Annotated in this window: 24 protein-coding genes and 1 pseudogene; 5 read left to right on the plus strand and 20 right to left on the minus strand. The window is 35.5% G+C overall.

Annotated elements, in window-relative coordinates:
- Positions 1–62: 62 nt before the first annotated feature.
- From trxA to MKY70_RS23520, 8 genes and pseudogenes are all read right to left on the minus strand, one after another.
- On the minus strand, positions 63–377 hold the full coding sequence (gene trxA / locus MKY70_RS23485; protein WP_000974757.1) for a thioredoxin: 315 nt from the start codon (positions 375–377) through the stop codon (positions 63–65).
- A 211-nt stretch (positions 378–588) separates the two neighbouring features.
- Positions 589–1,566: an electron transfer flavoprotein subunit alpha gene (etfA, locus tag MKY70_RS23490; RefSeq protein WP_002015402.1), complete on the minus strand. Its 978-nt coding sequence runs from the start codon at positions 1,564–1,566 to the stop codon at positions 589–591.
- A 36-nt stretch (positions 1,567–1,602) separates the two neighbouring features.
- Positions 1,603–2,376, minus strand: coding sequence for an electron transfer flavoprotein subunit beta (gene etfB, locus MKY70_RS23495; RefSeq protein ID WP_341025809.1), 774 nt, complete (start codon positions 2,374–2,376; stop codon positions 1,603–1,605).
- Between the two features lie 78 nt (positions 2,377–2,454).
- Positions 2,455–3,231, minus strand: coding sequence for an enoyl-CoA hydratase (locus MKY70_RS23500; protein ID WP_341025810.1), 777 nt, complete (start codon positions 3,229–3,231; stop codon positions 2,455–2,457).
- Positions 3,232–3,242: 11 nt separating this feature from the next.
- Positions 3,243–3,830, minus strand: coding sequence for a TetR/AcrR family transcriptional regulator (locus tag MKY70_RS23505; protein ID WP_012261773.1), 588 nt, complete (start codon positions 3,828–3,830; stop codon positions 3,243–3,245).
- 106 nt (positions 3,831–3,936) lie between these two features.
- Positions 3,937–5,622, minus strand: a complete 1,686-nt coding sequence (locus tag MKY70_RS23510) for a long-chain-fatty-acid--CoA ligase (RefSeq protein ID WP_044442310.1) — start codon at positions 5,620–5,622, stop codon at positions 3,937–3,939.
- 193 nt (positions 5,623–5,815) lie between these two features.
- Positions 5,816–6,718 (minus strand): BclA C-terminal domain-containing protein, encoded by a 903-nt coding sequence (locus MKY70_RS23515; protein WP_341025812.1) that lies wholly within the window; start codon positions 6,716–6,718, stop codon positions 5,816–5,818.
- Positions 6,719–7,041: 323 nt separating this feature from the next.
- Positions 7,042–7,347 (minus strand): annotated as a pseudogene (locus MKY70_RS23520) (sigma factor); the annotation flags it as partial.
- A gap of 236 nt (positions 7,348–7,583) precedes the next feature.
- Here MKY70_RS23520 and MKY70_RS23525 point away from each other — a divergent pair.
- Both MKY70_RS23525 and MKY70_RS23530 read left to right on the plus strand, forming a co-directional pair.
- The gene (locus MKY70_RS23525; protein ID WP_044442307.1) at positions 7,584–8,087 is read left to right on the plus strand and encodes a DinB family protein; all 504 of its coding nucleotides are present in this window, start codon (positions 7,584–7,586) and stop codon (positions 8,085–8,087) included.
- Between the two features lie 134 nt (positions 8,088–8,221).
- A complete protein-coding gene (locus MKY70_RS23530; protein ID WP_341025815.1) occupies positions 8,222–8,554 on the plus strand; it encodes a YfjL-like protein in 333 nt (110 codons plus the stop codon).
- A gap of 63 nt (positions 8,555–8,617) precedes the next feature.
- Here the strand turns inward: MKY70_RS23530 and MKY70_RS23535 are convergent, their stop codons facing one another.
- The 7 genes from MKY70_RS23535 to MKY70_RS23565 all read right to left on the minus strand — a co-directional run bounded on the left by MKY70_RS23535 (position 8,618) and on the right by MKY70_RS23565 (position 13,816).
- Positions 8,618–9,313 carry an ABC transporter permease gene (locus tag MKY70_RS23535; RefSeq protein ID WP_088034103.1) on the minus strand — a complete coding sequence of 232 codons (696 nt, stop codon included), beginning with the start codon at positions 9,311–9,313 and terminating at the stop codon, positions 8,618–8,620.
- Positions 9,314–9,337: 24 nt separating this feature from the next.
- Positions 9,338–10,210 carry a DUF4097 family beta strand repeat-containing protein gene (locus tag MKY70_RS23540; RefSeq protein WP_140152415.1) on the minus strand — a complete coding sequence of 291 codons (873 nt, stop codon included), beginning with the start codon at positions 10,208–10,210 and terminating at the stop codon, positions 9,338–9,340.
- A 34-nt stretch (positions 10,211–10,244) separates the two neighbouring features.
- On the minus strand, positions 10,245–10,949 hold the full coding sequence (locus MKY70_RS23545) for an ABC transporter permease (RefSeq protein WP_088034098.1): 705 nt from the start codon (positions 10,947–10,949) through the stop codon (positions 10,245–10,247).
- Between the two features lie 34 nt (positions 10,950–10,983).
- Positions 10,984–11,145 (minus strand): hypothetical protein, encoded by a 162-nt coding sequence (locus MKY70_RS23550; RefSeq protein WP_012261777.1) that lies wholly within the window; start codon positions 11,143–11,145, stop codon positions 10,984–10,986.
- The gene (locus MKY70_RS23555) at positions 11,138–12,061 is read right to left on the minus strand and encodes an ABC transporter ATP-binding protein (RefSeq protein ID WP_088034094.1); all 924 of its coding nucleotides are present in this window, start codon (positions 12,059–12,061) and stop codon (positions 11,138–11,140) included. Before MKY70_RS23555 ends, MKY70_RS23550 begins: the two co-directional genes overlap by 8 nt.
- Before the next feature lie 125 nt (positions 12,062–12,186).
- Complete coding sequence (locus MKY70_RS23560) at positions 12,187–13,122, minus strand: HAMP domain-containing histidine kinase (protein ID WP_063218398.1); 936 nt, start codon at positions 13,120–13,122, stop codon at positions 12,187–12,189.
- A 1-nt stretch (position 13,123) separates the two neighbouring features.
- Positions 13,124–13,816, minus strand: coding sequence for a response regulator transcription factor (locus MKY70_RS23565; protein WP_012261779.1), 693 nt, complete (start codon positions 13,814–13,816; stop codon positions 13,124–13,126).
- Between the two features lie 170 nt (positions 13,817–13,986).
- On the opposite strand from MKY70_RS23565, the gene MKY70_RS23570 reads away from it, so the two are divergent.
- Both MKY70_RS23570 and MKY70_RS23575 read left to right on the plus strand, forming a co-directional pair.
- Entirely contained in the window at positions 13,987–14,160 is a 174-nt protein-coding gene (locus tag MKY70_RS23570) for a hypothetical protein (protein ID WP_002015431.1), read from the plus strand.
- Entirely contained in the window at positions 14,161–14,355 is a 195-nt protein-coding gene (locus tag MKY70_RS23575) for a YwbE family protein (RefSeq protein ID WP_001014315.1), read from the plus strand. It abuts the gene before it with no gap.
- Positions 14,356–14,398: 43 nt separating this feature from the next.
- On the opposite strand, the gene MKY70_RS23580 is transcribed toward MKY70_RS23575, so the two are convergent.
- Together MKY70_RS23580 and MKY70_RS23585 are read right to left on the minus strand one after the other, a co-directional pair.
- Complete coding sequence (locus tag MKY70_RS23580; protein ID WP_002067464.1) at positions 14,399–15,598, minus strand: class I SAM-dependent rRNA methyltransferase; 1,200 nt, start codon at positions 15,596–15,598, stop codon at positions 14,399–14,401.
- A 92-nt stretch (positions 15,599–15,690) separates the two neighbouring features.
- Complete coding sequence (locus MKY70_RS23585; protein WP_341025821.1) at positions 15,691–17,481, minus strand: cation:proton antiporter; 1,791 nt, start codon at positions 17,479–17,481, stop codon at positions 15,691–15,693.
- Positions 17,482–17,735: 254 nt separating this feature from the next.
- Between MKY70_RS23585 and isdG the strand changes: the two genes are divergently transcribed.
- Positions 17,736–18,059 (plus strand): heme oxygenase, encoded by a 324-nt coding sequence (isdG, locus tag MKY70_RS23590; protein WP_002015426.1) that lies wholly within the window; start codon positions 17,736–17,738, stop codon positions 18,057–18,059.
- A gap of 69 nt (positions 18,060–18,128) precedes the next feature.
- On the opposite strand, the gene srtB is transcribed toward isdG, so the two are convergent.
- Genes srtB through MKY70_RS23605 form a run of 3 tightly spaced genes read right to left on the minus strand, consistent with a single transcriptional unit; the run spans position 18,129 to position 20,668 of the window.
- On the minus strand, positions 18,129–18,893 hold the full coding sequence (gene srtB / locus MKY70_RS23595; protein WP_341025823.1) for a class B sortase: 765 nt from the start codon (positions 18,891–18,893) through the stop codon (positions 18,129–18,131).
- A gap of 31 nt (positions 18,894–18,924) precedes the next feature.
- Entirely contained in the window at positions 18,925–19,695 is a 771-nt protein-coding gene (locus MKY70_RS23600; RefSeq protein WP_113734136.1) for an ABC transporter ATP-binding protein, read from the minus strand.
- Entirely contained in the window at positions 19,685–20,668 is a 984-nt protein-coding gene (locus MKY70_RS23605) for a FecCD family ABC transporter permease (RefSeq protein ID WP_002034255.1), read from the minus strand. Before MKY70_RS23605 ends, MKY70_RS23600 begins: the two co-directional genes overlap by 11 nt.
- Positions 20,669–20,683 lie beyond the last annotated feature (15 nt).

Here is a 20,683-nt window from a genome sequence, read left to right on the forward strand (position 1 = left end):
TTGTAACGGAAAGGTTGTAAAAAAGAAAATAAAAAAAGCTACCAAATGGTAGCTTCTTTATTTTAGAAGTGTTTAGAAACTAATTCTACTAACGCTTCTTTCGGTTTATATCCTAACGCTTGATCAACCACTTTACCGTCTTTTAATACGAAAAGAGCTGGAATGCTCATTACTTCGAATTGACGAGCAGTTTCTTGATTTTCATCAACGTCCACTTTTACTACTTTTACTTTCTCACCTAACTCTGAATCGATTTCCTCTAATACAGGAGCGATCATTTTACAAGGTCCGCACCAAGGCGCCCAGAAATCTAATAGTACAACACCTTCGCTAGTTTCAGCTGCGAAGCTTTGGTCATTTGCATTTATAATTGCCATTTTATTTCCTCCTTCAAGTATATTCTACCAAGAGTATATCATTAACTTTTATACGTGGCGAATATTATGTATCGTTATGTATTGTAACAAAAAAATGTTCCTTTATACTATATAAAAATATGGATGAAATACTAAAAAGATGAGAGACAGGGGATCTCTCACCTTTTTCTATATATAGGGGTACTTCACTTGGAACTCAAGGGTACTCAAATCATGAATGTACTTTTAACTTTTTAAACTCTTCTGTTAAAAGAGGTAATACTTCAAACAGATCACCGACAATACCATAGTCAGCTACTTTGAAGATACTAGCTTCTGGATCTTTATTAATCGCAACAATTATTTTTGAATTAGACATACCAGCTAAATGCTGAATCGCACCAGAAATCCCGCATGCAATGTATAGGTCTGGTGTAACAACTTTACCTGTTTGACCAATTTGTAATGAATAATCACAGTACTCTGCATCACAAGCACCACGTGATGCTCCAACTGCGCCGCCGAGTACGTCAGCTAATTCTTTTAACGGTTTAAATCCTTCTTCACTCTTCACACCGCGTCCACCAGCGATAATAACTTTCGCTTCAGAAAGATCAACACCTTCTGCAGTTTTACGGACAACATCTTGAATGATTGTACGTAAATCTTTCACATCTACTGTAATAGAAGACACGTCAGCTGTGCGAGACTCGTCTTTTTCAAGAGTTGCAATATTATTTGGACGCACTGTCGCAAATAATATACCATCTGTTACAATCTTCTTCTCAAATGCTTTGCCAGAGTAAATCGGGCGAGTGAAGATAACATTTCCACCTTCAACTTCTAAAGCCGTTACGTCAGAAATTAAACCAGCTTCTAATTTCGCTGCTAATTTTGGTGATAAATCTTTACCAAGTGCCGTATGTCCAAATACAATGCCTTCTGGCTTTTCTTCAGCATATACAGCTAAAAACGCTTGTGCATATCCATCAGATGTATATGATTTTAATTTATCATTTTCAACTGTCACAACGCGATCTGCACCGTAATGAATCAATTCATTTGCAAAAGAGGCAACGCTGTCTCCAACTAGAAGACCTACCACTTCACCGCCTTCTGCAATTGTTTTTGCTGCTGCTACCGCTTCAAACGAAACGTTACGTAGCGATCCATCACGAACTTCACCCATTACTAATACTTTACGAGCCATAGATTTTCCCTCCTGCATATATAATTTCGTATTTTATTAGATTACTTTCGCTTCTGTATGGAGCAACGATACAAGTTCTTTTACTTGATCTTGCAGCTCGCCTTGTAACACTTTTCCTGCATCTTTCTTAGGAGGCAAATAGATTTCAATTGTTTTTGTTTTTGCTTCCACATCATCTTCTTCTAAATCTAAATCATCTAATTCTACTTCTTCTAGTGGCTTCTTCTTCGCTTTCATAATACCTGGAAGTGATGGATAACGCGGTTCATTTAAACCTTGTTGCGCTGTTACTAGAAGAGGTAATGATGATTCAATTACTTCTGTATCCCCTTCAACATCACGCTCAATCTTCACATTTGTACCATCAATTTCAAGCTTCGTAATCGTCGTTACGTATGGGATATTTAACGATTCAGCTACTCGTGGACCAACTTGTCCAGATGCACCGTCAATCGCAACGTTCCCGCCTAAAATTAAATCGATTTCTTTATCTTTTAAATATTCAGCGAGCACTTTTGCTGTTGTAAATTGGTCACCATTCTCAACATCATCTTCAATGTTAATTAGTACCGCTTTATCGCAGCCCATCGCTAATGCTGTGCGAAGTTCTTTTTCACTATCCTCGCCACCAACTGTTATAACAGTAACTTCTCCACCTTGTGCATCTCTTACTTGAATCGCTTCTTCAATCGCATATTCATCGTAAGGGTTGATGATGAATTCCGCTTCGCCATCGTAAATTGCACCGTTTTTAATTACGATTTTTTCTTCTGTATCAAATGTTCGTTTCATGAGTACGTAGATGTTCATTCCATTTACCCCCTTATTTTTCAGAAAGATTCTATCAATTTTAAAATTCTGTTAATTTTTATTAAAAAAATAATTAGACTACCTACCACTAAATGAAGGCTTACGTTTTTCTAAAAACGCTGCTACGCCTTCTCTTCCATCTTCACTCGTAAATACTTCACCAAAAATCTGTGATTCACGCTGTACACCTTCATAATAATGAGACGACTTTGTCGTTTGTAATAACTCTAGCACAGCACGAGTTGTTGCTGGGCTTTTTCCAGCAATCTGTTTTGCAATTTTAAGCGTATCTTCTAAAATGGATTCTTCAGAAAACACTCCGTTAACAAGTCCCCATTGTAATGCTTCTGTACCAGTAATTGGTGTACTTGTTAACATCATTTCACAAGCTTTCGCTTTACCAACATAACGTGGTAAGCGCTGTGTACCTGCAAAACCAGGAATTAATCCAAGTGTTAATTCAGGTAAACCAAGCTTTGTACTTTCAGTTACAAAGCGCATGTGGCAAGACATAGCAAACTCAAGGCCGCCGCCAAGTGCCGCTCCATGAATTGCCGCAATAACTGGTTTTGAGCATTTTTCAACACGCTCAAACGTAACTTGTCCAAGCTGTGCTAACTCTGTTGCTTGCTTCGCTTCAGTAACAGATGTAAATTCTTTAATATCTGCCCCTGCTGAGAAGAAGCGTCCTTCACCATGTAAAACAACAACACGAATGTTATCATCCTTTTCCACTTGATCGATTAATTTAGTAACGTCATGCATAACTTGTGAAGACATCGCATTAGCTGGCGCATGATTTAACGTCGCCACCGCGATATGATCTTCAACTTTTACAGATAGGAATTTCAACATGATCCCTCCCATTATTGACGATAACCACAAGCTGCAATAAGTAGCCCATGTACCGTTTTTGAAAGTGCGACCAGATCATACTTATGATCGCTCATTACCCAATTGGTCACAACTTCATCTACTGTTCCAAAGATCATTTGTCTTGCCACGCGAACGTTTAAATCCGCCTGAAATTCACCTTGCTTTATACCTGTCTCTAAAATCTCATCCATAACTTGTAAGTAGCCTTTTAATACTTCATTTATTTTAAGGCGCAAGTCTTGATTGGACTGCCTTAGCTCTAATTGCGTAACGATAGCAAGAGGATCATTTTGTGACAACAGCAAGAAGTGCGTTTCTACCAACATGAATAACTTCGCTACAGCGCTTTCAATTCCTGCTATTTTTTGACGAATTGTTTCAACAAATTCTCCCATCTTCTCTTGGAATAAGGATATTAATATATCTTCTTTATTTTTAAAATATAAATAAATCGTGCCATCAGCTACCCCAGCTTGCTTTGCAATTTTAGAAACTTGCGCTTGATGGTATCCATTCTCCGCAATCACAATGACTGCAGCATCAATAATCTGATTGTATTTCGGTCTATTTTTCTTCACTTTACTGTCCCCTTCAAGAAGATGACTGAATGAATAGTCATTCATATTCTTATAATACTGACTATTTAGAAAAGTGTCAATCCTATTTTTTCAAAAAGAAAGGGCCTTAGCCCGTTTGCTCATCCTCATTCTTTCTCTTCTCTTCATCTATTAGGACACGACGTAAAATTTTTCCGACTGTCGTCTTCGGCAACTCACTTCTAAACTCATATACCTTCGGAACTTTGTAAGCTGCTAAATATTTACGTGCAAACTGATCTAATTCTTTTTCAGAACACTCAGCGCCTTCTTTCAAAACAACAAACGCTTTTACAGTTTCCCCTCGGTAAGGATCAGGAACACCGATTGTTACCACTTCTTGCACCTTTTCGTGTTCATATAACACTTCTTCTACTTCACGAGGATATACGTTAAAGCCACTAGCAACGATCATATCTTTCTTACGATCTTTCACATAGAAAAAGCCATCCTCATCCATGTATCCTACATCACCTGTATGGAGCCAGCCATCTTGCAGTACAGCTGCCGTTTCTTCTGGCTTATTCCAATACCCTTTCATAATTTGTGGGCCCTTTACAACAATTTCACCAATTTCACCTGGAGGTAATGACTCTCCTGTTTCAAGTGACATGATCATTGCCTCTGTATCCGGCCACGGTACCCCAATACTTCCCGGCACACGCTTTTCCCACAAAAAATTCCCATGTGTAACTGGTGATGACTCCGTTAATCCATAACCCTCTACTAATTTACCACCTGTAACTCTCTCAAACTCCTCCTGCACTTCTACAGGAAGCGGTGCAGAACCACTAATACAAGCCTGAATTGAAGAAATATCATATTCTTTTAAAAGAGGACTATTTAATAGAGCAATATAAATGGTTGGTGCTCCTGGAAATAGTGTAACTTTATGTTTCTTAATTGCTTCAAAAACCATTTTCATATCAAACTTCGGAATAAGCACCATTTTATATCCTTGCATAATACTTAAATTCATTACAGCTGTCATCCCGTACACATGAAAAAACGGAAGAACACCAAGAATTACCTCTTCTCCTTCTTTACAATTATATAACCAATGCGCTCCCATTAAAGTGTTCGAAACGAGGTTTTTATGCGTTAACATAACCCCTTTTGGAAACCCTGTCGTTCCCCCTGTATACTGCAAAAGGGCTAGATCATTTTCAGGATCACATGGAACTTCAACATCAGCATTACTTTCTCTTTCTACCGATTTCCAAAGATGAATCGTTTCGCTTTCCGACACATTCACAACAAGATTTGCCTGCTTTTTTTGTACAAATGGATAAAGTAAATTTTTAGGGAATGGTAAAAAATCTGCAATACGGGTTACGATAATATGCTCAAGCTTTGTTGCAGTTTGAACATTAGTAACTCTCGGAAACACTAAATCCAGGCAAAGAATAGCTTTTGCCCCTGAGTCATGAAGTTGGTACTCAAGCTCTCTTTCTGTATAAAGAGGATTCGTTTGTACAACAATCCCCCCCGCAAGCAAAGTACCATAATAACCAATTACAGATTGCGGACAATTCGGTAACATAATCGCAACTCTATCGCCTTTTTCAATACCAAGCCTTTGAAGGTAATTCGCAAATTTCTTTACCTTGTCATGGAAATCTGAAAATGTAACATCTTTACCTAAAAAGTGAAGCGCTTTCTTTTCTGGATAACGAGCAGCCATTTTCTCTAAATATCCATGAAGTGGCTGAATATCATATGAAATCGTACCTGGGATTTCCTCTGGATAACTCTGCAACCAAGGTTTTTCCACTCTCATTCCCCCTTCCAATACTTGTGAAAATAAATGAATGTTCATTCATGATGGTTGTTTTCATTATATTATAGTCGTAACATCGTTACAATCATAATATTCTGACTTTTTTACAACTATGCTTTACCTCCTTAACTTCTTATTATATGTAGAAACTCTCCTAATTTTAAAAGAATAAGAGAGTTCACGTTACTTAGCTTAATCTTATAATCGTTAAAACTGCACCAGGTGTAGTCGTTGATAACGTGGCAACAGCTAACAATCCAAACAACTGCAAACTAATTGCACTCCCCGCTGCAAGAGTCGTAATAATTGTTGCACTAAATGAAGTCGTTGCTAATGCAGGAGAGTTGATAGTCCCAGCAAGCGGTGCCCCATTAATTGTAATTCGCGAACTAACTAATAATGAAGCTGTTATATTAATTGTATATGAAATATAATAATTCCCTGCATTTGCGGCCGTAAATACTGTGTTCCCCCCCGACACTGTAATTCCTGGACCGATATTCTGATTATTTGGAAGTGGGACATTTGTCCCACCAAGTAATACTGATATTGCCGTACCCGATGTATTATTCGCAAATGCATACGTTGCCGTGATACTTGTACCTGTTACTCCCGTCGCTCCTGTTTCACCTGTTGCTCCCGTCGCTCCCGTTGCTCCCGTTATTCCTGTCGCTCCCGTTACTCCCGTTGCTCCTGTTGCTCCCGTTGCTCCTGTTGCTCCCGTTGCTCCTGTTGCTCCCGTTGCTCCTGTTGCTCCCGTTGCTCCCGTTGCTCCCGTTGCTCCCGTTGCTCCCGTTGCTCCTGTTGCTCCTGTTGGACCTGTTACTCCTGTTGCTCCTGTTGCTCCCGTTACTCCGGTTGAACCTGTCGCTCCCGTTACTCCCGTTGAACCTGTCGCTCCCGTTGGACCTGTTGCTCCTGTTGCTCCTGTTGCTCCCGTTGCTCCTGTCGCTCCTGTCGCTCCCGTTGGGCCTGTTGGACCAAGCTTAGGAACTGTCCCATCGCAACTAAAACAGCACGAATCAACATGTAAACCATTTTGATTATTACATCCACAATATCCATTTGCATTATTACTCCATAAAGACATGTTGACCCTCCTTCGTGTTCAATCTTTTAAGTACAGCCAACGAATTAAAAATATCTTTCTAATAAAAAATTAATTTTTATTTTCCTTATCAACTATCCGCTTTGGAAAAAACCTTTTATAAATAAAGGTTTTTCCCCTTACATTCTAATAATTATTACATGCAATACGCTCTCCTTTCGCTTGTACTTTCGCCTTCCTCATTAAACGAATTTCCTCTTCTTCAACCTTGATACACGCCTGCATTTCAATACAATATATTAAAATCCGTATAAATCGTTATTATTTCGTCAAAATTCCCAAAAAATATTAACACTTAAAATACCCTCATATTTTGTTAAATTAACATTTTTTCCTTCTACATATATTTTTTGCTGAAACTCTTGTAATTGATAGACCTTATTACTTTTTCGTTTATAATCAATGGCTTTAAATTTCGCAACAGATATAAGCCAATTTCTAAACTTTCCACGATTTTTATCATAACTATTAATGTTGTACCAAACGATTAATAAAATATCGTCAACACATTCATCCACTAGCACCTTACTATGTGCCGTATCTAAAACACTATGAACCACCTTATAAATTAAATCTCCATATTGATCAATGACTGTATGTAACGCTAACATTTCTTGTTTTCGAAGACCTTCTACTATTTCTATATCCTTCACCCTTATCACCACTCTTTACTCTATTCTTTATTCATTACATATACGAATAAAAAGATATATTTTCTGACACTTTTACAAATATTTTCTAATTATTTTTATATTGTAGCAATGCTTAATTAAGTATCGCTTATGAAACAGGGATTATATTATCTCTCACGAATTTAATATACGAGCGAAAAACAGGAGGGATAACTATGTACCAAACTATTGAAGATTTTTTAACATCATGGACATACGAGGCTGAGTCTACTCAGAAGATGCTTTATGCATTAACCGATGAATCTTTATCACAAGAAATTGCACCTGGGCACTGGACTTTAGGGAGAGTCGCTTGGCATATCGTTACAGCACTTCCTGTTATGCTATCTGGAACAGGGCTTAAGTTTGAAGGAGAAACGAAAGATTATCCTGTACCAACTTCAGCAAAAACAATTGCAGATGGGTATCGCAAAGTGAATACGGCTTTTATTGAAGCACTTCAAAGTGAGTGGACTGATAAAGACTTAGCTACTATTAATAACTTCTTTGGTCGTCCTATGCCGAATTCTATATTTTTAATGACACTCATCAATCATCAAAATCACCACCGCGGACAGATGACTGTTTTAATGCGTCAAGCTGGCTTAACAGTCCCTGGCGTTTATGGTCCTGCAAAAGAAGAATGGGCTGCTACTGGAATGGAAGCTCCCCAAATGTAACGATAGAAAAAGACAAGGTGTTTATTCACCTTGTCTTTTTCTGTAACTTGTTTCATGTGAAACTATTTTCTACTAAATGGTATTTTATGAGAAAATACGTTAAGATAAATTCATATTAATTGGAGGGAACTACATTGAATACAAAAAACAAAAAAATAACAATAAGAACTCTCTTACTAACTTCTATCATTGGAGTTATCGGTGTATCTCTTTATTTCACAAGTTATGGTACCCCTTGGGGAAAACAAACAGCAGTTACGGAATCAAAAGAATATATTACAAAATACTTTGATCTAGATGCAGAAGTCAAAAATACTTATTACGATGCTAAAATGAATAGCTATGCAATCTCCTTTGAAACAAGTAAAGACGGAGAGTTTACTATCGAATATACAAGTCCTAATAACTTTAACATTTCTCCAGGAGTGCAAGAGTATTTAAGCAAACACTATAAATTTACAGAGTAGTAACGAAGCATACATATACAAAAAAGAGTTGGTATAACGCCAACTCTTTTTTACGTATTCTTGTCATACTGTTATATCTTCCTTCTCTATATTTTTAATTCCGTAATATGCAATCGCAACTCCAATTGCAGCAAGTGCTAGTTGAAGGGGAAGAAAAGTTGCTGTAGAAAACATAGGAGTGTTATTAATTGCAATTGATACAACAATCAGAGATGAAACAATTGTAGTTGGCACCGAACGTTTACGCATTCCGAAATATAGAGGGATTAAACTTATTCCCGCAGTTGCAATGGCTAAAGGAACAAGGTTTATCCCTTCTTGCTTCAATTGATCTATTGTGAATGAATTAGGAAGAATTGAAAAGTAGCTATCTATCCCAAAGAAAACTCCTACTACTAAAATGTTAGATAAAATAACTGTTATAAATGTTACTATCGCTATAATGGCCAACTTACTACTCATCATTTTCCTCCGATTAATAGGATAAGAAAACATAAGTAGGATTGTTTTGTTTTTATATTCATTAATTATTAACCTTGCGATTAATACACTACCAAAAATAATAAATGTTGCTCTTACTAATGTACTAGCCGTTAATAACATCATCTGCGGATCCCTTATTTCCGGATCACCTTCTACTTGAGCAACGATGCTCGTAAAGATCATTAATGCCAGTATAGCGATATTTGCAATAATCGCTCCCCTTACATACCATCCAAGCTTAAACTTTTTCAATTCTAGCTTCATAAGATGTAGCATAATAGTCCTCCTTTCATTTACATTTTAATCGATATAAATCGCTCCTGTTTTACTTAAAATCTTCACTTCGCTTTTTGCATCACCAATAGTTCCCTCTTTTATTTTTTCTGTATTTTTATCTTTCTTAAGTCCTTTTACATTCACCATTACGTCAGACGAATTACTTTTAGCCGTAAGTTTCAAAGAAGTCGGAACACCTTTATACCGTACGCCAATATCTCCTGATTTTGTTTCTACAAATAATGATTTTCCTTCTTTCATATCTTTCAGTAATACTTCCCCGGATGTTGAAGTAATGTTCATATTTGAGTTACTTACATTTGTTATATAGTTATCACCAGTCGTAGACTTAATATTTAATTCTTGTACTGAACTATCTTTTACAGCTAACTCTCCACTTTTCGATATGAATTCACCTTTCTCGGCTGATAGTCCTACAACCATTTCATCTCCAGACTCACTTTCTGTCACGATATTTTTCACTGCTATATCGCTTATTTTCACATCACCCGATTTATTATTTAATGTAATTTTATCTATTTCTTTCTTCGGAATAGCTATAGATATACTATTTTTCTTCCTAAACGTAAAACCATTAAAGAATCTGGTCGCCTTTTGTTTTTGCTTAACTATAACTTTATTCCCTGCTTGTTCTATTTCGACGGGATCTATCTCTTTATCTACTCGTTTACCTTGAGCCGAAATTACTATTTTGTTAGCATCTGTACTTTTAAATTCAACATCCCAGTTTTCATTGTCCACTTCTATTTCTTTTATATTATTTATCTCAAAAGACTTTTCTTTCTTAAAATCTTTCCCCTGAAATGTCTTAAAACCAAAAACTACACTAGCAATTGTCAGAAATAAAATTGCAATTACTATTATTTTTTTCACCATGCATACCCCTGTTCATTGTTGTTTTAAGCTTATTTTACGCCACATCAATCTTGTCGATCTTACGATACGATAGATAACTAATGAAAACTCCTAATAAACAGAGCACTATTGGGATAGCTATAAAATTAAACATACTTACTTGACCGTTTCCAGAACCAAAATTACTACTAATTAGCATCCCAATTATTACTGCAGAAGTAATTGTTGTCGGTGTCGATTTCTTTCTCATCCCAAAAAATAAAGGAATTAAACTTATACCAGATATCATAAATGCACTTATAAAAGTAGCTGGAACGGTAGCTATTATTTCCCCCATCGTCATAGGTGTTTCAAACAGCCCCATCATTGGGTTCATAAAAAATATGAGCAAACTAATACTGAAAGTAGCAATAATCATGCTAATAAAACAAAAACTAAAAACAATTGTTAATTTCGCCCTCATTAGCAATTTCCTTTGTAATGGGTACATAAATAGTAGTTGCATTGTTTTATTCTTATACTCATCAATTACTAAACGTGATAAAATGACCGCACTAAAAATAAGAAATGTCATCCTAATAAAGATATTTGCTAACGTCATATACTTTGTGAAATCAGTGAGCGCCGCATCTCCCTCACCTTTTGCTCCCATCCCCATAAGACTTACCGCAGCAAAAATTGCTATAATACAAATAGCTACCCCTTTACAGTAACTAGATAATTTATGTTTCTTCCATTCAAGTTTCATTAATTTAAACATATAAACCACACCTCCATTACCGACATAACTATCTCTATGCTACTAACATTCTAATTCCAGCCATAACTACGCTTACTATTCCTATCACTAGTAAAATTAACGGCCATTTCCGCTCAGGTTTTCTATAATATAAAATCCCACTTATGAACATTACAATCAATCCACTTACTAGATTCACTAACAATCCATTAAGCATGAATGCCCTCTCCATCCATTACATTTAAGAAATATTCTTCTAAGGAACTATGTTTCTTATTAATACTTTCAATTTCTACATCGTTCATAATAAGTGCTTTTGAAATAGCTTGCTGAGACGCTGCCGTATCATACACACGAATCATATTTCCACTCATTATTTTGTAATTTTTTATACCGAGTTTATCTTCTAAAATATAAGCTGCACGCTTCACATCAGGAACAGTAATTTCAATGTACTCTGTTTGTTTTCCGTTAATACTCTTCATTGAAACTTCTTTTATTAGCTTTCCATTTTGAATCATACCGATTGTATCTGCCATTAGTTCCATCTCGCCTAAAATATGACTAGAGACTAATAACGTAATGCCATATTCTTTGCAGAGCATTTTAAATAAGTCTCTTAATTCTTTAATACCAATTGGATCTAAACCGTTAATTGGCTCATCTAAAATGAGTAATTCTGGCTTCGTCATGATCGCCCTTGCAATACCAAGTCTTTGCTTCATCCCTAATGAAAAATCTTTTACTTTTTTATCATCTATAACGTGCAGCTTCACTAAATGTAAAGCATGATCAATTGCGTTTTTGTCGTAATACCCCATATATTCACAATGTAATTCTAGGTTTTCCTTCGCCGTTAATTTATCATAAAAAATTGGATATTCGATAATTGTCCCCATGCGCTTTAACAATTCATAAGATGTATCCGTTAACTTCTCACCAAAAATTTCAATATCACCGCTCGTCGGTTTTATTAAGTTTGTGATCATTTTCATAATCGTTGTTTTACCTGCACCATTCGGTCCTAAGAAACCGTAAATCTCACCTTTTTTCACATGCATGTTAACGCTAGAAATTACTTCTTTCCCTTTAAACACTTTCGTTAACTGATTCGTTTTTAATATATATGTCATGTCACTATCTCCTTTCGCACTACCTTATACTTCTATAATAGACAACGGAATTCTCTTTTTTCTTACCCGTTCCTTACAAATTCCTTACGCTGAAAAAAAGCTTGTAGAATCTACTTCTCTACAAGCTAAAACAGCATCTTTGTTAATACAACTGTAAAAATTGTTTTTTCATACGGCTTACTAGAAAGATGTATTTCTCCGTCCATCGCTTCCACAAGCCTTTTCGTAATCGTTAACCCTAAACCGCTTCCTTGGTACAATCTATTTCTGGAATCTTCAAGTGTGTACATACGCTCAAACACTTTATCAATGTGAGATTCATCAATTCCTTTTCCTGTATCCCATACATCTATATACACACTCGTTTCATCATCTCTTAACGTCATACCAAGTGTCTTTCCATCGTCACCATATGTAATCGCATTTGATATTAAATTATTCAATACTCTACCTAATACTTCTACATTTCCAAGTGCATATATATTTCTTTCTGGTATATCAATATGAACTTGAAACCCTTTCGTCGTCACTAAATCATAAAAAGATAAAATCTTCTCGCGACAAACTTCATTCATATTTACTTTTGTCATCTCAATTGCTTTGTCACCGGATTCTAATTTTGCTAAATCAAAAAACTTATGAATCAGTTCCATCACTTCTAGTGTTTTTACATGCACCTTTTCGAGTAATATTTGCTTCTCTTCCTCATTTATCGTTTTATCCTTATTTAACATTTCGGTATATCCAAGAATAACTGTTAGTGGTGTTTTCAAATCATGTGAAATATTTGAAAGCATTTTTCTCATCGAAATTTCCACTTTCGCATGATCTGCATTCGTTTTCTGTTTTGCATCTAATAAATGATTAATCGCCACTAATAAATTTCGCAATTCTAGATCATCTGTCATAATTAATAGCTTCTCACCAGTTTGTTCTTTTACAATTCGATTTAACTTCTCATACGTGTAGCGTAAATTCCTACTACTATTTTTCCTAATTTTATATTGCACGTAAATAACGATAAGCAATATAATAATCACCACTGTTAAAAATACAACCATACTACATCACTTCCAACTTATAGCCGATGCCCCATAATGTTTTAATATATTCTGGATTAGATGGATCACTTTCAATTTTCTCACGTAATCTTCTCATATGAACATTAATAACATTATCATCACCATAATATTCTTCATTCCAAACAAGCGTATATATTTGTGCTTTCGTAAAAACACGATTTTGATTCTTCACGAATAGCTTTAAAATCTCAAATTCTTTTAAAGTAAGTTTAAGCTGTCTTCCCTTTTTCTCCACAGTAAAATTAATTGGGTCAATTATTAAATCACCAATCTGAATCGCCTCATCTTTTGATTCCACAGCTGAATACTTTGTAGACCTCCGAATACCCGCTTTTACACGTGCAGCTAGTTCAATCATAGAAAACGGCTTACAAATGTAATCATCTGCTCCAAGTCCTAATCCAACAGCTTTATCAACATCTGTATCTTTCGCTGACATCATTAAAATCGGAATGGCACTTTTTTCTCGAATGATTCGCACAACCTCTAAGCCATCTAACTTTGGCATCATAATATCGAGGATAATCAAATCAAATGAACCTTTTAAAAATGCGTTAACTCCTTCTTCTCCATCAGATGCGATTGTAACTTGAAAACCTTCTTTTACTAAATATGTTTCAACCATCTCTTGAATTGAGATGTCATCTTCAACTAATAAAATATGATGTGACATATTTCTATCCCCTTTTTTAACAAACATTAACAATTTAATTGTATCGTAACGAATGAATGCTGGAAAGAATTATATGAATTTTCAAACCAACTTCCCTTCCTTCCTTAACAATGATATGATGAAATTCACTACGATTGTTCATAATTAACTTTATATAAAGGAGACTTATCATGTCAGAAAACAAAAAAGTAAGCTTAGCTGATTTAATGCGCGAACAACTTGCGAAGAAAAAGCAAGGAAATGGAAACGGCTCAAATAATGGAAGTCAAAGTCAAGAAACGAAAAAATTACAAAACCAACAAACGAAGAAAACAAACAACCAACGTAGACGTACAGGTGTATAAATGAACGGGCAAAAACGATCTAACATTTCATCAGGTCTTGAAGTTGATATTGTATTAAAACAAGATCAACGTACAGGTAAGCTAACAAGAGGAATTGTAAAAGATATTTTAACTAACTCACCCTCTCATCCGCACGGCATTAAAGTACGATTGCAGGACGGGCAAGTTGGCAGAGTCCAAAATATCATTCAATAAGAAAAGGAGCTCATTTAAACTTGAGCTCCTTTTCTTATTTTCATTACCCTTTAATTTTTTCGATGAAAACTACTTTTAAATAGTCTCCCTCTTTAAATTGATCAATTGTACGGAAATCTTCCGGTAAAGAATGTTCTTCTAATATTTTATATTTACCGTTCATTTCTTTAAATGCTGTATCGATAAAGCCATTAAACTTTTTCATATCGAATGCGCTACAATTTGTAGAAGCAACGATAATACCGTTATTTTCTGTAATCGCAATTGTTTCTTTTAATAAGTTTTTATAATCTTTCGCCGCACTGAACGTATATTTTTTCGAGCGTGCAAAGCTTGGGGGATCAAGTACAACCATATCAAATTTCATCTTTTTCTTAGCTGCATATTTGAAATATAGAAATACATCTTCTACAATAATATCTTGTGCTTCATAATCAATTTCATTTACACTAAACTGCTCAATCGTTTTACTTAAACTACGATTTGCAAGGTCCACACTTGTTGTTTTACTTGCACCGCCAAGCGCTGCAAATACAGAGAAAGCCCCAGTATAAGAGAACATATTTAAAACCGTTCTTCCTTTTGCATATTTATCACGAATTTGTTTTCGAACGTTACGCTGATCTAAAAACACACCAACCATCGCCCCGTCATTTAAATATACAGCAAAGTTTACACCGTTCTCTTTTACGATAAGTGGGAACTCACCGCGCTCTCCTGCGACGAAATCATCACCTTCAATGTATTTCCCTTTCGTATCAAAACGCTTTTTCTCATAAATCCCTTTGAAATTTGCTACTTTTTGAAGTGCTGCTATAATCTCATCGCGGAAAGTATAAACCCCTTCACTATACCAACTTATTACGTAATAGCCGTCATAATAATCGATGATTAAACCACCAAGGCCATCGCCCTCACCATTTAGGGCACGGAATGCTGTTGTATCATTTGATTTATAAAAATCTTTTCGTTTATGTAAAGCAGATTTGATTTTACTTTCAAAGAAAGGTTGATTAATTTGCTCTTTCTCTTTTCTCGTTAAAATCCATCCATATCCTTTATTTTGTTTTCCATAATAGCCTTTTCCGATGAATTGGTTCTTCTCATCTACTACGTTGATGATTGTTCCTTCTTCACGTACATCATTTAAATTTTGAATAGCATCTTTTAAAATAAGTGGATATCCACTTTTAATTTCTTTTATAAACTTCGGTTTTATTTTTATAGTTACTTCAGATCGCATGTAATGTCTTCCTTTCCATTTGAATGCTTTCTAATTAGTAGGAAGCAATGTAAAAAACGAGGCTGAAAAAAGCCTCGTTTCACTATACCATATTATTGCTTTGCTAGTACAACTAGCTCATCTCCTGGTATAACCGCTATATATTTATACAATGTTGAAAAAGTAAGACTACCATCATCGTGACGAATAAATAATATTACATCCTCTGAATCGCTCTCTTCTTTATTAATTTTTTGTTCTTCCTCAACTTGTATCGTTTTAAATGTATAACCCTCTTCAATTTTTCTATCTAACTCTTCATAAATTTCATTTTGACCAAACAGTAAATGAGCTTTTTTCGAAAGAGAGATGCGTTCTTGCTCAATCTTTTCCACATCATGAATCGGAAGTAAAAATGTATTATGATGTCCAAACTGCGGTACATATGTGTTTGCGACTAATACATTGTAAGAATCCGTATCTGTAACTGAAATTAAGTATTCATACTGATTCATATCTACTTCAAATTGCAACTGCTCTGAGAGTACTTGGCCGTTATATGTATTAAGCCCTTTCACTTTTGCGCATTGCAAATGTTCTTCCGATACATCTACGATTATGCTCGGAATCCCCATCTCTTTACAATGCATAGCGAATGCAGTTGAGAATGTACTAGCTCCTGAAATTAAAATACCTGGTGGCTGTGTATTGGCTAATCCTAATTTTTTTGCTAAAAATCCAATTGAAAATCCATGAGCACAAACGGTCGTAATTACGAGTGCAAATGTAAGTGCTGTTAATATAGAAGCATCTTTATACCCTTCTTGTAATAACTCCGTCGCAAAGTAACTTGAAACCGTTAATGCAACAATACCTCGCGGCGCAATCCAACCAACTAGCGCCCTTTCTGATCTTGTTAACTCTGTTCCGATTGTCGATACCCAAATTGATAAAGGACGAACAACAAATATCATCATAAGTACGAAGCTAATAATAGGCCAGCTAAAAATCTCCATAATCGTCGTTCTTGGAAGTGATGCTGTTAAGATGATGAAAACAGTCGATGTTAATAGTACGGAAATATTTTCGTTAAAATGACGAATATCACCGATAGAAGAAATATATTTCTTCATCCGTGCAAGTGTAATCCCCATTACTGTTACGGCTAGCATACCTGTTTCATGCATGACTTCATCTGCAATGCCGAAGCATAGTAATACCGTAACGAGCAAAATCGGTGCCTTTAAATATTCTGGTACTTTCCCTTTTAAAATCATATAACTCATAAAAATACTAAACGCATACCCAAGCACCATTGCAAATAACGAACCTGCAAAGAAATATAGTAACGTATGTAAGTGTACATTTTCTTTCGTTAAGAAATTTACAATTTGAAAGGCGAATACAGCAAGTAATGCTCCAAACGGATCAACGATAATCCCTTCCCACTTTAAAATTGCAGCTGTCCTTGGCTTTAATCGTGCTTGGCGTAACAACGGAATAATTACAGTTGGACCTGTCACAATAAAAAGTCCTCCAATAATAAATGCAACCGCCCAATCTAATCCAGCGACGTAATGGGCTGCAAGTGAGCCAGCAATCCAAGCAATAAACGCACCAAACGTAACAATACGAAATACTGGTTTTGATAGTCCCCTCAGTTCACGTACATCTAAACTTAAACTACCTTCAAATAATATAATGGCAACTGAAAGTGATACGAGCGGACTAAAAACATCACCAAGTACATCTTTTGGATTAATGATGCCGAAAACAGGACCAATTAATAATCCGGCAACTGCCATAACAACGATAGCAGGGAGCTGGAAGCGCCATGCGGTCCATTGTGAGGCAATGCCTAACGTAATAATGATAACGATACTAAGTAACAATGATTCGACCATAATACCCTCCTTATTCATAGTATTGCGAAAGCAAGGTATAAACCATACTTTGCTTGTGTATATTTCTTATTTTGTTTTATTTTAATAATATATAACTTCATTAACTATATGGTCAAATTATTTATATAATAGTAAATTCATCCTTAATTCTACATTTATATGAAAATTACTATTGACAATGATAATGATTTTCATTATCATTTAATGTATATGAGTTCTTGAAAATAAAGGCTACATTTATAGGAGGAATAAACATGATTATTGTTACAAATACAACTAAAATTACAAAGGGAAATGGCCATAAATTAATTGAGCGTTTTAATAAAGTAGGTAAAGTCGAAACAATGTCAGGATTTTTAGGATTAGAAGTTCTTTTAACGCAAAATACAGTTGATTATGATGAAGTAACAATTAGCACTCGCTGGAATGCAAAAGAAGATTTCCAAGGTTGGACAAAGAGCTCAGCATTTAAAGATGCTCACTCACATCAAGGCGGGATGCCAGACTATATTCTTGATAATAAAATTGCTTACTATGATGTAAAAGTTGTACGTATGCCAATGGCTGCAGCACAGTAAGCATATTTCTTTTTTAAAGTATAGAATATGAAGAGTGTTACCACTTCTCATATTCTATACTTTTTTTATTTAATGTCTTTTTACTAGTTTCGCATGTACTACTAATCTTCCCGCTTCTGGATCAAGTGCATAGTCACACGTCGAAAGTGTTACGATTTGATCACTTTCTGTCACTTTTGTATCCGTTTTGTACAGCGTTTTTTCTTGAATTTTCTCCAAAAATGATGTGTATTCCGTATCACTACTAAAATCCGTTTCAATGTAATAAAAATCAGTTGTTGTTGTATACACCGAAAACACTTCAAGATCATATCCTTCAAATAATGTATCGTAATATAATTTACGATGCGACATGAAGAAATCTTCATCCAACATTTTCTTTAAACTTCCAAACATAGAACCATCTTTCATACGGTGACCATATAAAATAGTATTTCGATTTTGAGATTTCACATCATTACGATAGTCCATAAAAATGCTTCCTGCTCTCATATCTTCACCTTTATAATTTCGAAATAAATAGTAATCATTGTCTTTTGCTTGAACGATTGGATAATTAATTTGTGTATCATCCATCGTAATCCATCCAACTATTTCTTGGTTAATTTGCTGCAGAACTTTGAACTGTTTACGTACTTCCCCGTCTTGTGATTGCTCTTCCATCGGACTTTTTTCATAAATGTTTTGTGCTTCGGCCATTACTTTACGATTTTCATAGTAATCCATGAAAATATCACCTAATTCATATACTGAATAGAAAAAGGTACCTAAAAAAACAACTGTAAGTATTCGTTGAAAAAAAGAATTCTTCTTCCTTTCTTTTTTGCTACTCAAATTATCACCTCAAAACGGATTGTTCGCATGTTTAAATACCCATTGGGACCATATACAATCCTGTATCTTCATCTTGCTTTACAACGACATCTACACCGTATATCGTCTTTATCATACTTTCTGTCACAACATCATTCGGCTTGCCTTTTGTAACAATTTCGCCGTCTTTCATAATAATGATATGATCACTATAGCGAATCGCCTGATTAATATCGTGTAATACCATAACGATTGTCAATCCTTGTGCTTCATTTAATTCTTTTACTAACTCTAATATTTCAAGTTGATAATAAATATCTAAATATGTTGTCGGTTCATCTAAAAAGAGCATTGGCGTCTTCTGAGCTAACGTCATGGCAATCCAAACACGCTGTCTTTCTCCACCAGATAAAGCATGAATTTCCTTATCACGTTTACTTAGCAAATTCGTACATGCTAAAGCCCTTTCTATTGCTTCTCTATCTTCATCAGTTTGCGAAGAAAATATATTTTTATGAGGCATACGGCCAAAGCTTGTTAATTTCTCTACCGTCATATCTGCCGGTGCTTCATTTTGTTGATGGACAACGGCTAACTTTCTAGCAAACTCTTTCGGTTTATATTGGCTAATTGCCTTCCCATCAAGTATTACCTCTCCACTACGAGGATTGTGATTTCTTGACATCACACCAAGTAATGTTGATTTCCCGCAACCGTTTGGTCCAATAATTGTTGTAATTTTACCAATCTCTATTTCACTACTAACCGACTTTAATCGATCCGTTACATTATCGTACGAAAAGGTTACATTTTTAATTTCCATGAACTTTATCACTCTTTCTAAGCAAGAATATTAAGAATGGGCCACCAATAACTGCCATAATCGTCGCTGCTGGAATTTCGTTAGGTGGCACAATTAACCTTCCAATCGTATCCGCCGTCAAAATTAATAACGCCCCTGCAAGAGCAGAAAATGGAATTAATGCTTTATGGTCTGAACCAACTAGTTGTCTTGAAATGTGTGGAACGAGTAATCCTACGAAAGCGATAACACCTGCAATTGCTGTTGATACTGCCGCTAAGAGTACTGCAATGGCAGAAATAATAAGACGAACTCTCGTCACGTGCAAGCCTAAGTTTTTTGCAGTCTTATCTTGTAGAGATAATAAGTTACACCAAGCTCCGACAAACAGTGCAAGAATAAGACCAATTGTTCCATAAGTAACCATTATTTCTACATCGCCCCACGTCTTCATCGTTATATTAGAAGTCGTCGTTTGCTTAATACTCTTAATGAAGTATCCACAAATCGTAATGAACGATTCATTTAATCCAGTGAACATCGCATTAATGGCAATACCAATTAAAATAATGCGAAGCGGACTTAATCCTGATTTCCATGAAAACGAATAAACGAGATAACACGCAAACGCACCACCTAGAAAGGCGAATACCGGCGTCCAGAAAAAGAATTGCGGGAATAGCGTAATAATAACAAGTGTCATAAAACTTGCTCCTGAAGATATCCCGATTACCCCAGCATCAGCAAGTGGATTTTTCATGACAGCTTGGAAGAGCACGCCCGAAACAGCAAGAGCTGCTCCAGTAAATAGTGCAATAATAATACGTGGGAAACGTAAATCTTTAATCACTTCAACATCTTCATTTGCCCCTGTAAATATTCCTTGTACAAGGTCAATAATACCTACTTCTAAACTACCTTTCGTCGCTGACAACAAAGTCATAATGATGAGTAATACAGTAACAATAAAGAAACTCCAAAATTTTTTATTCATGCTAATCTTCCTTTA

The organism is Bacillus sp. FSL R9-9492, assembly GCF_038007365.1.
Lineage (GTDB): Bacteria > Bacillota > Bacilli > Bacillales > Bacillaceae_G > Bacillus_A > Bacillus_A mycoides.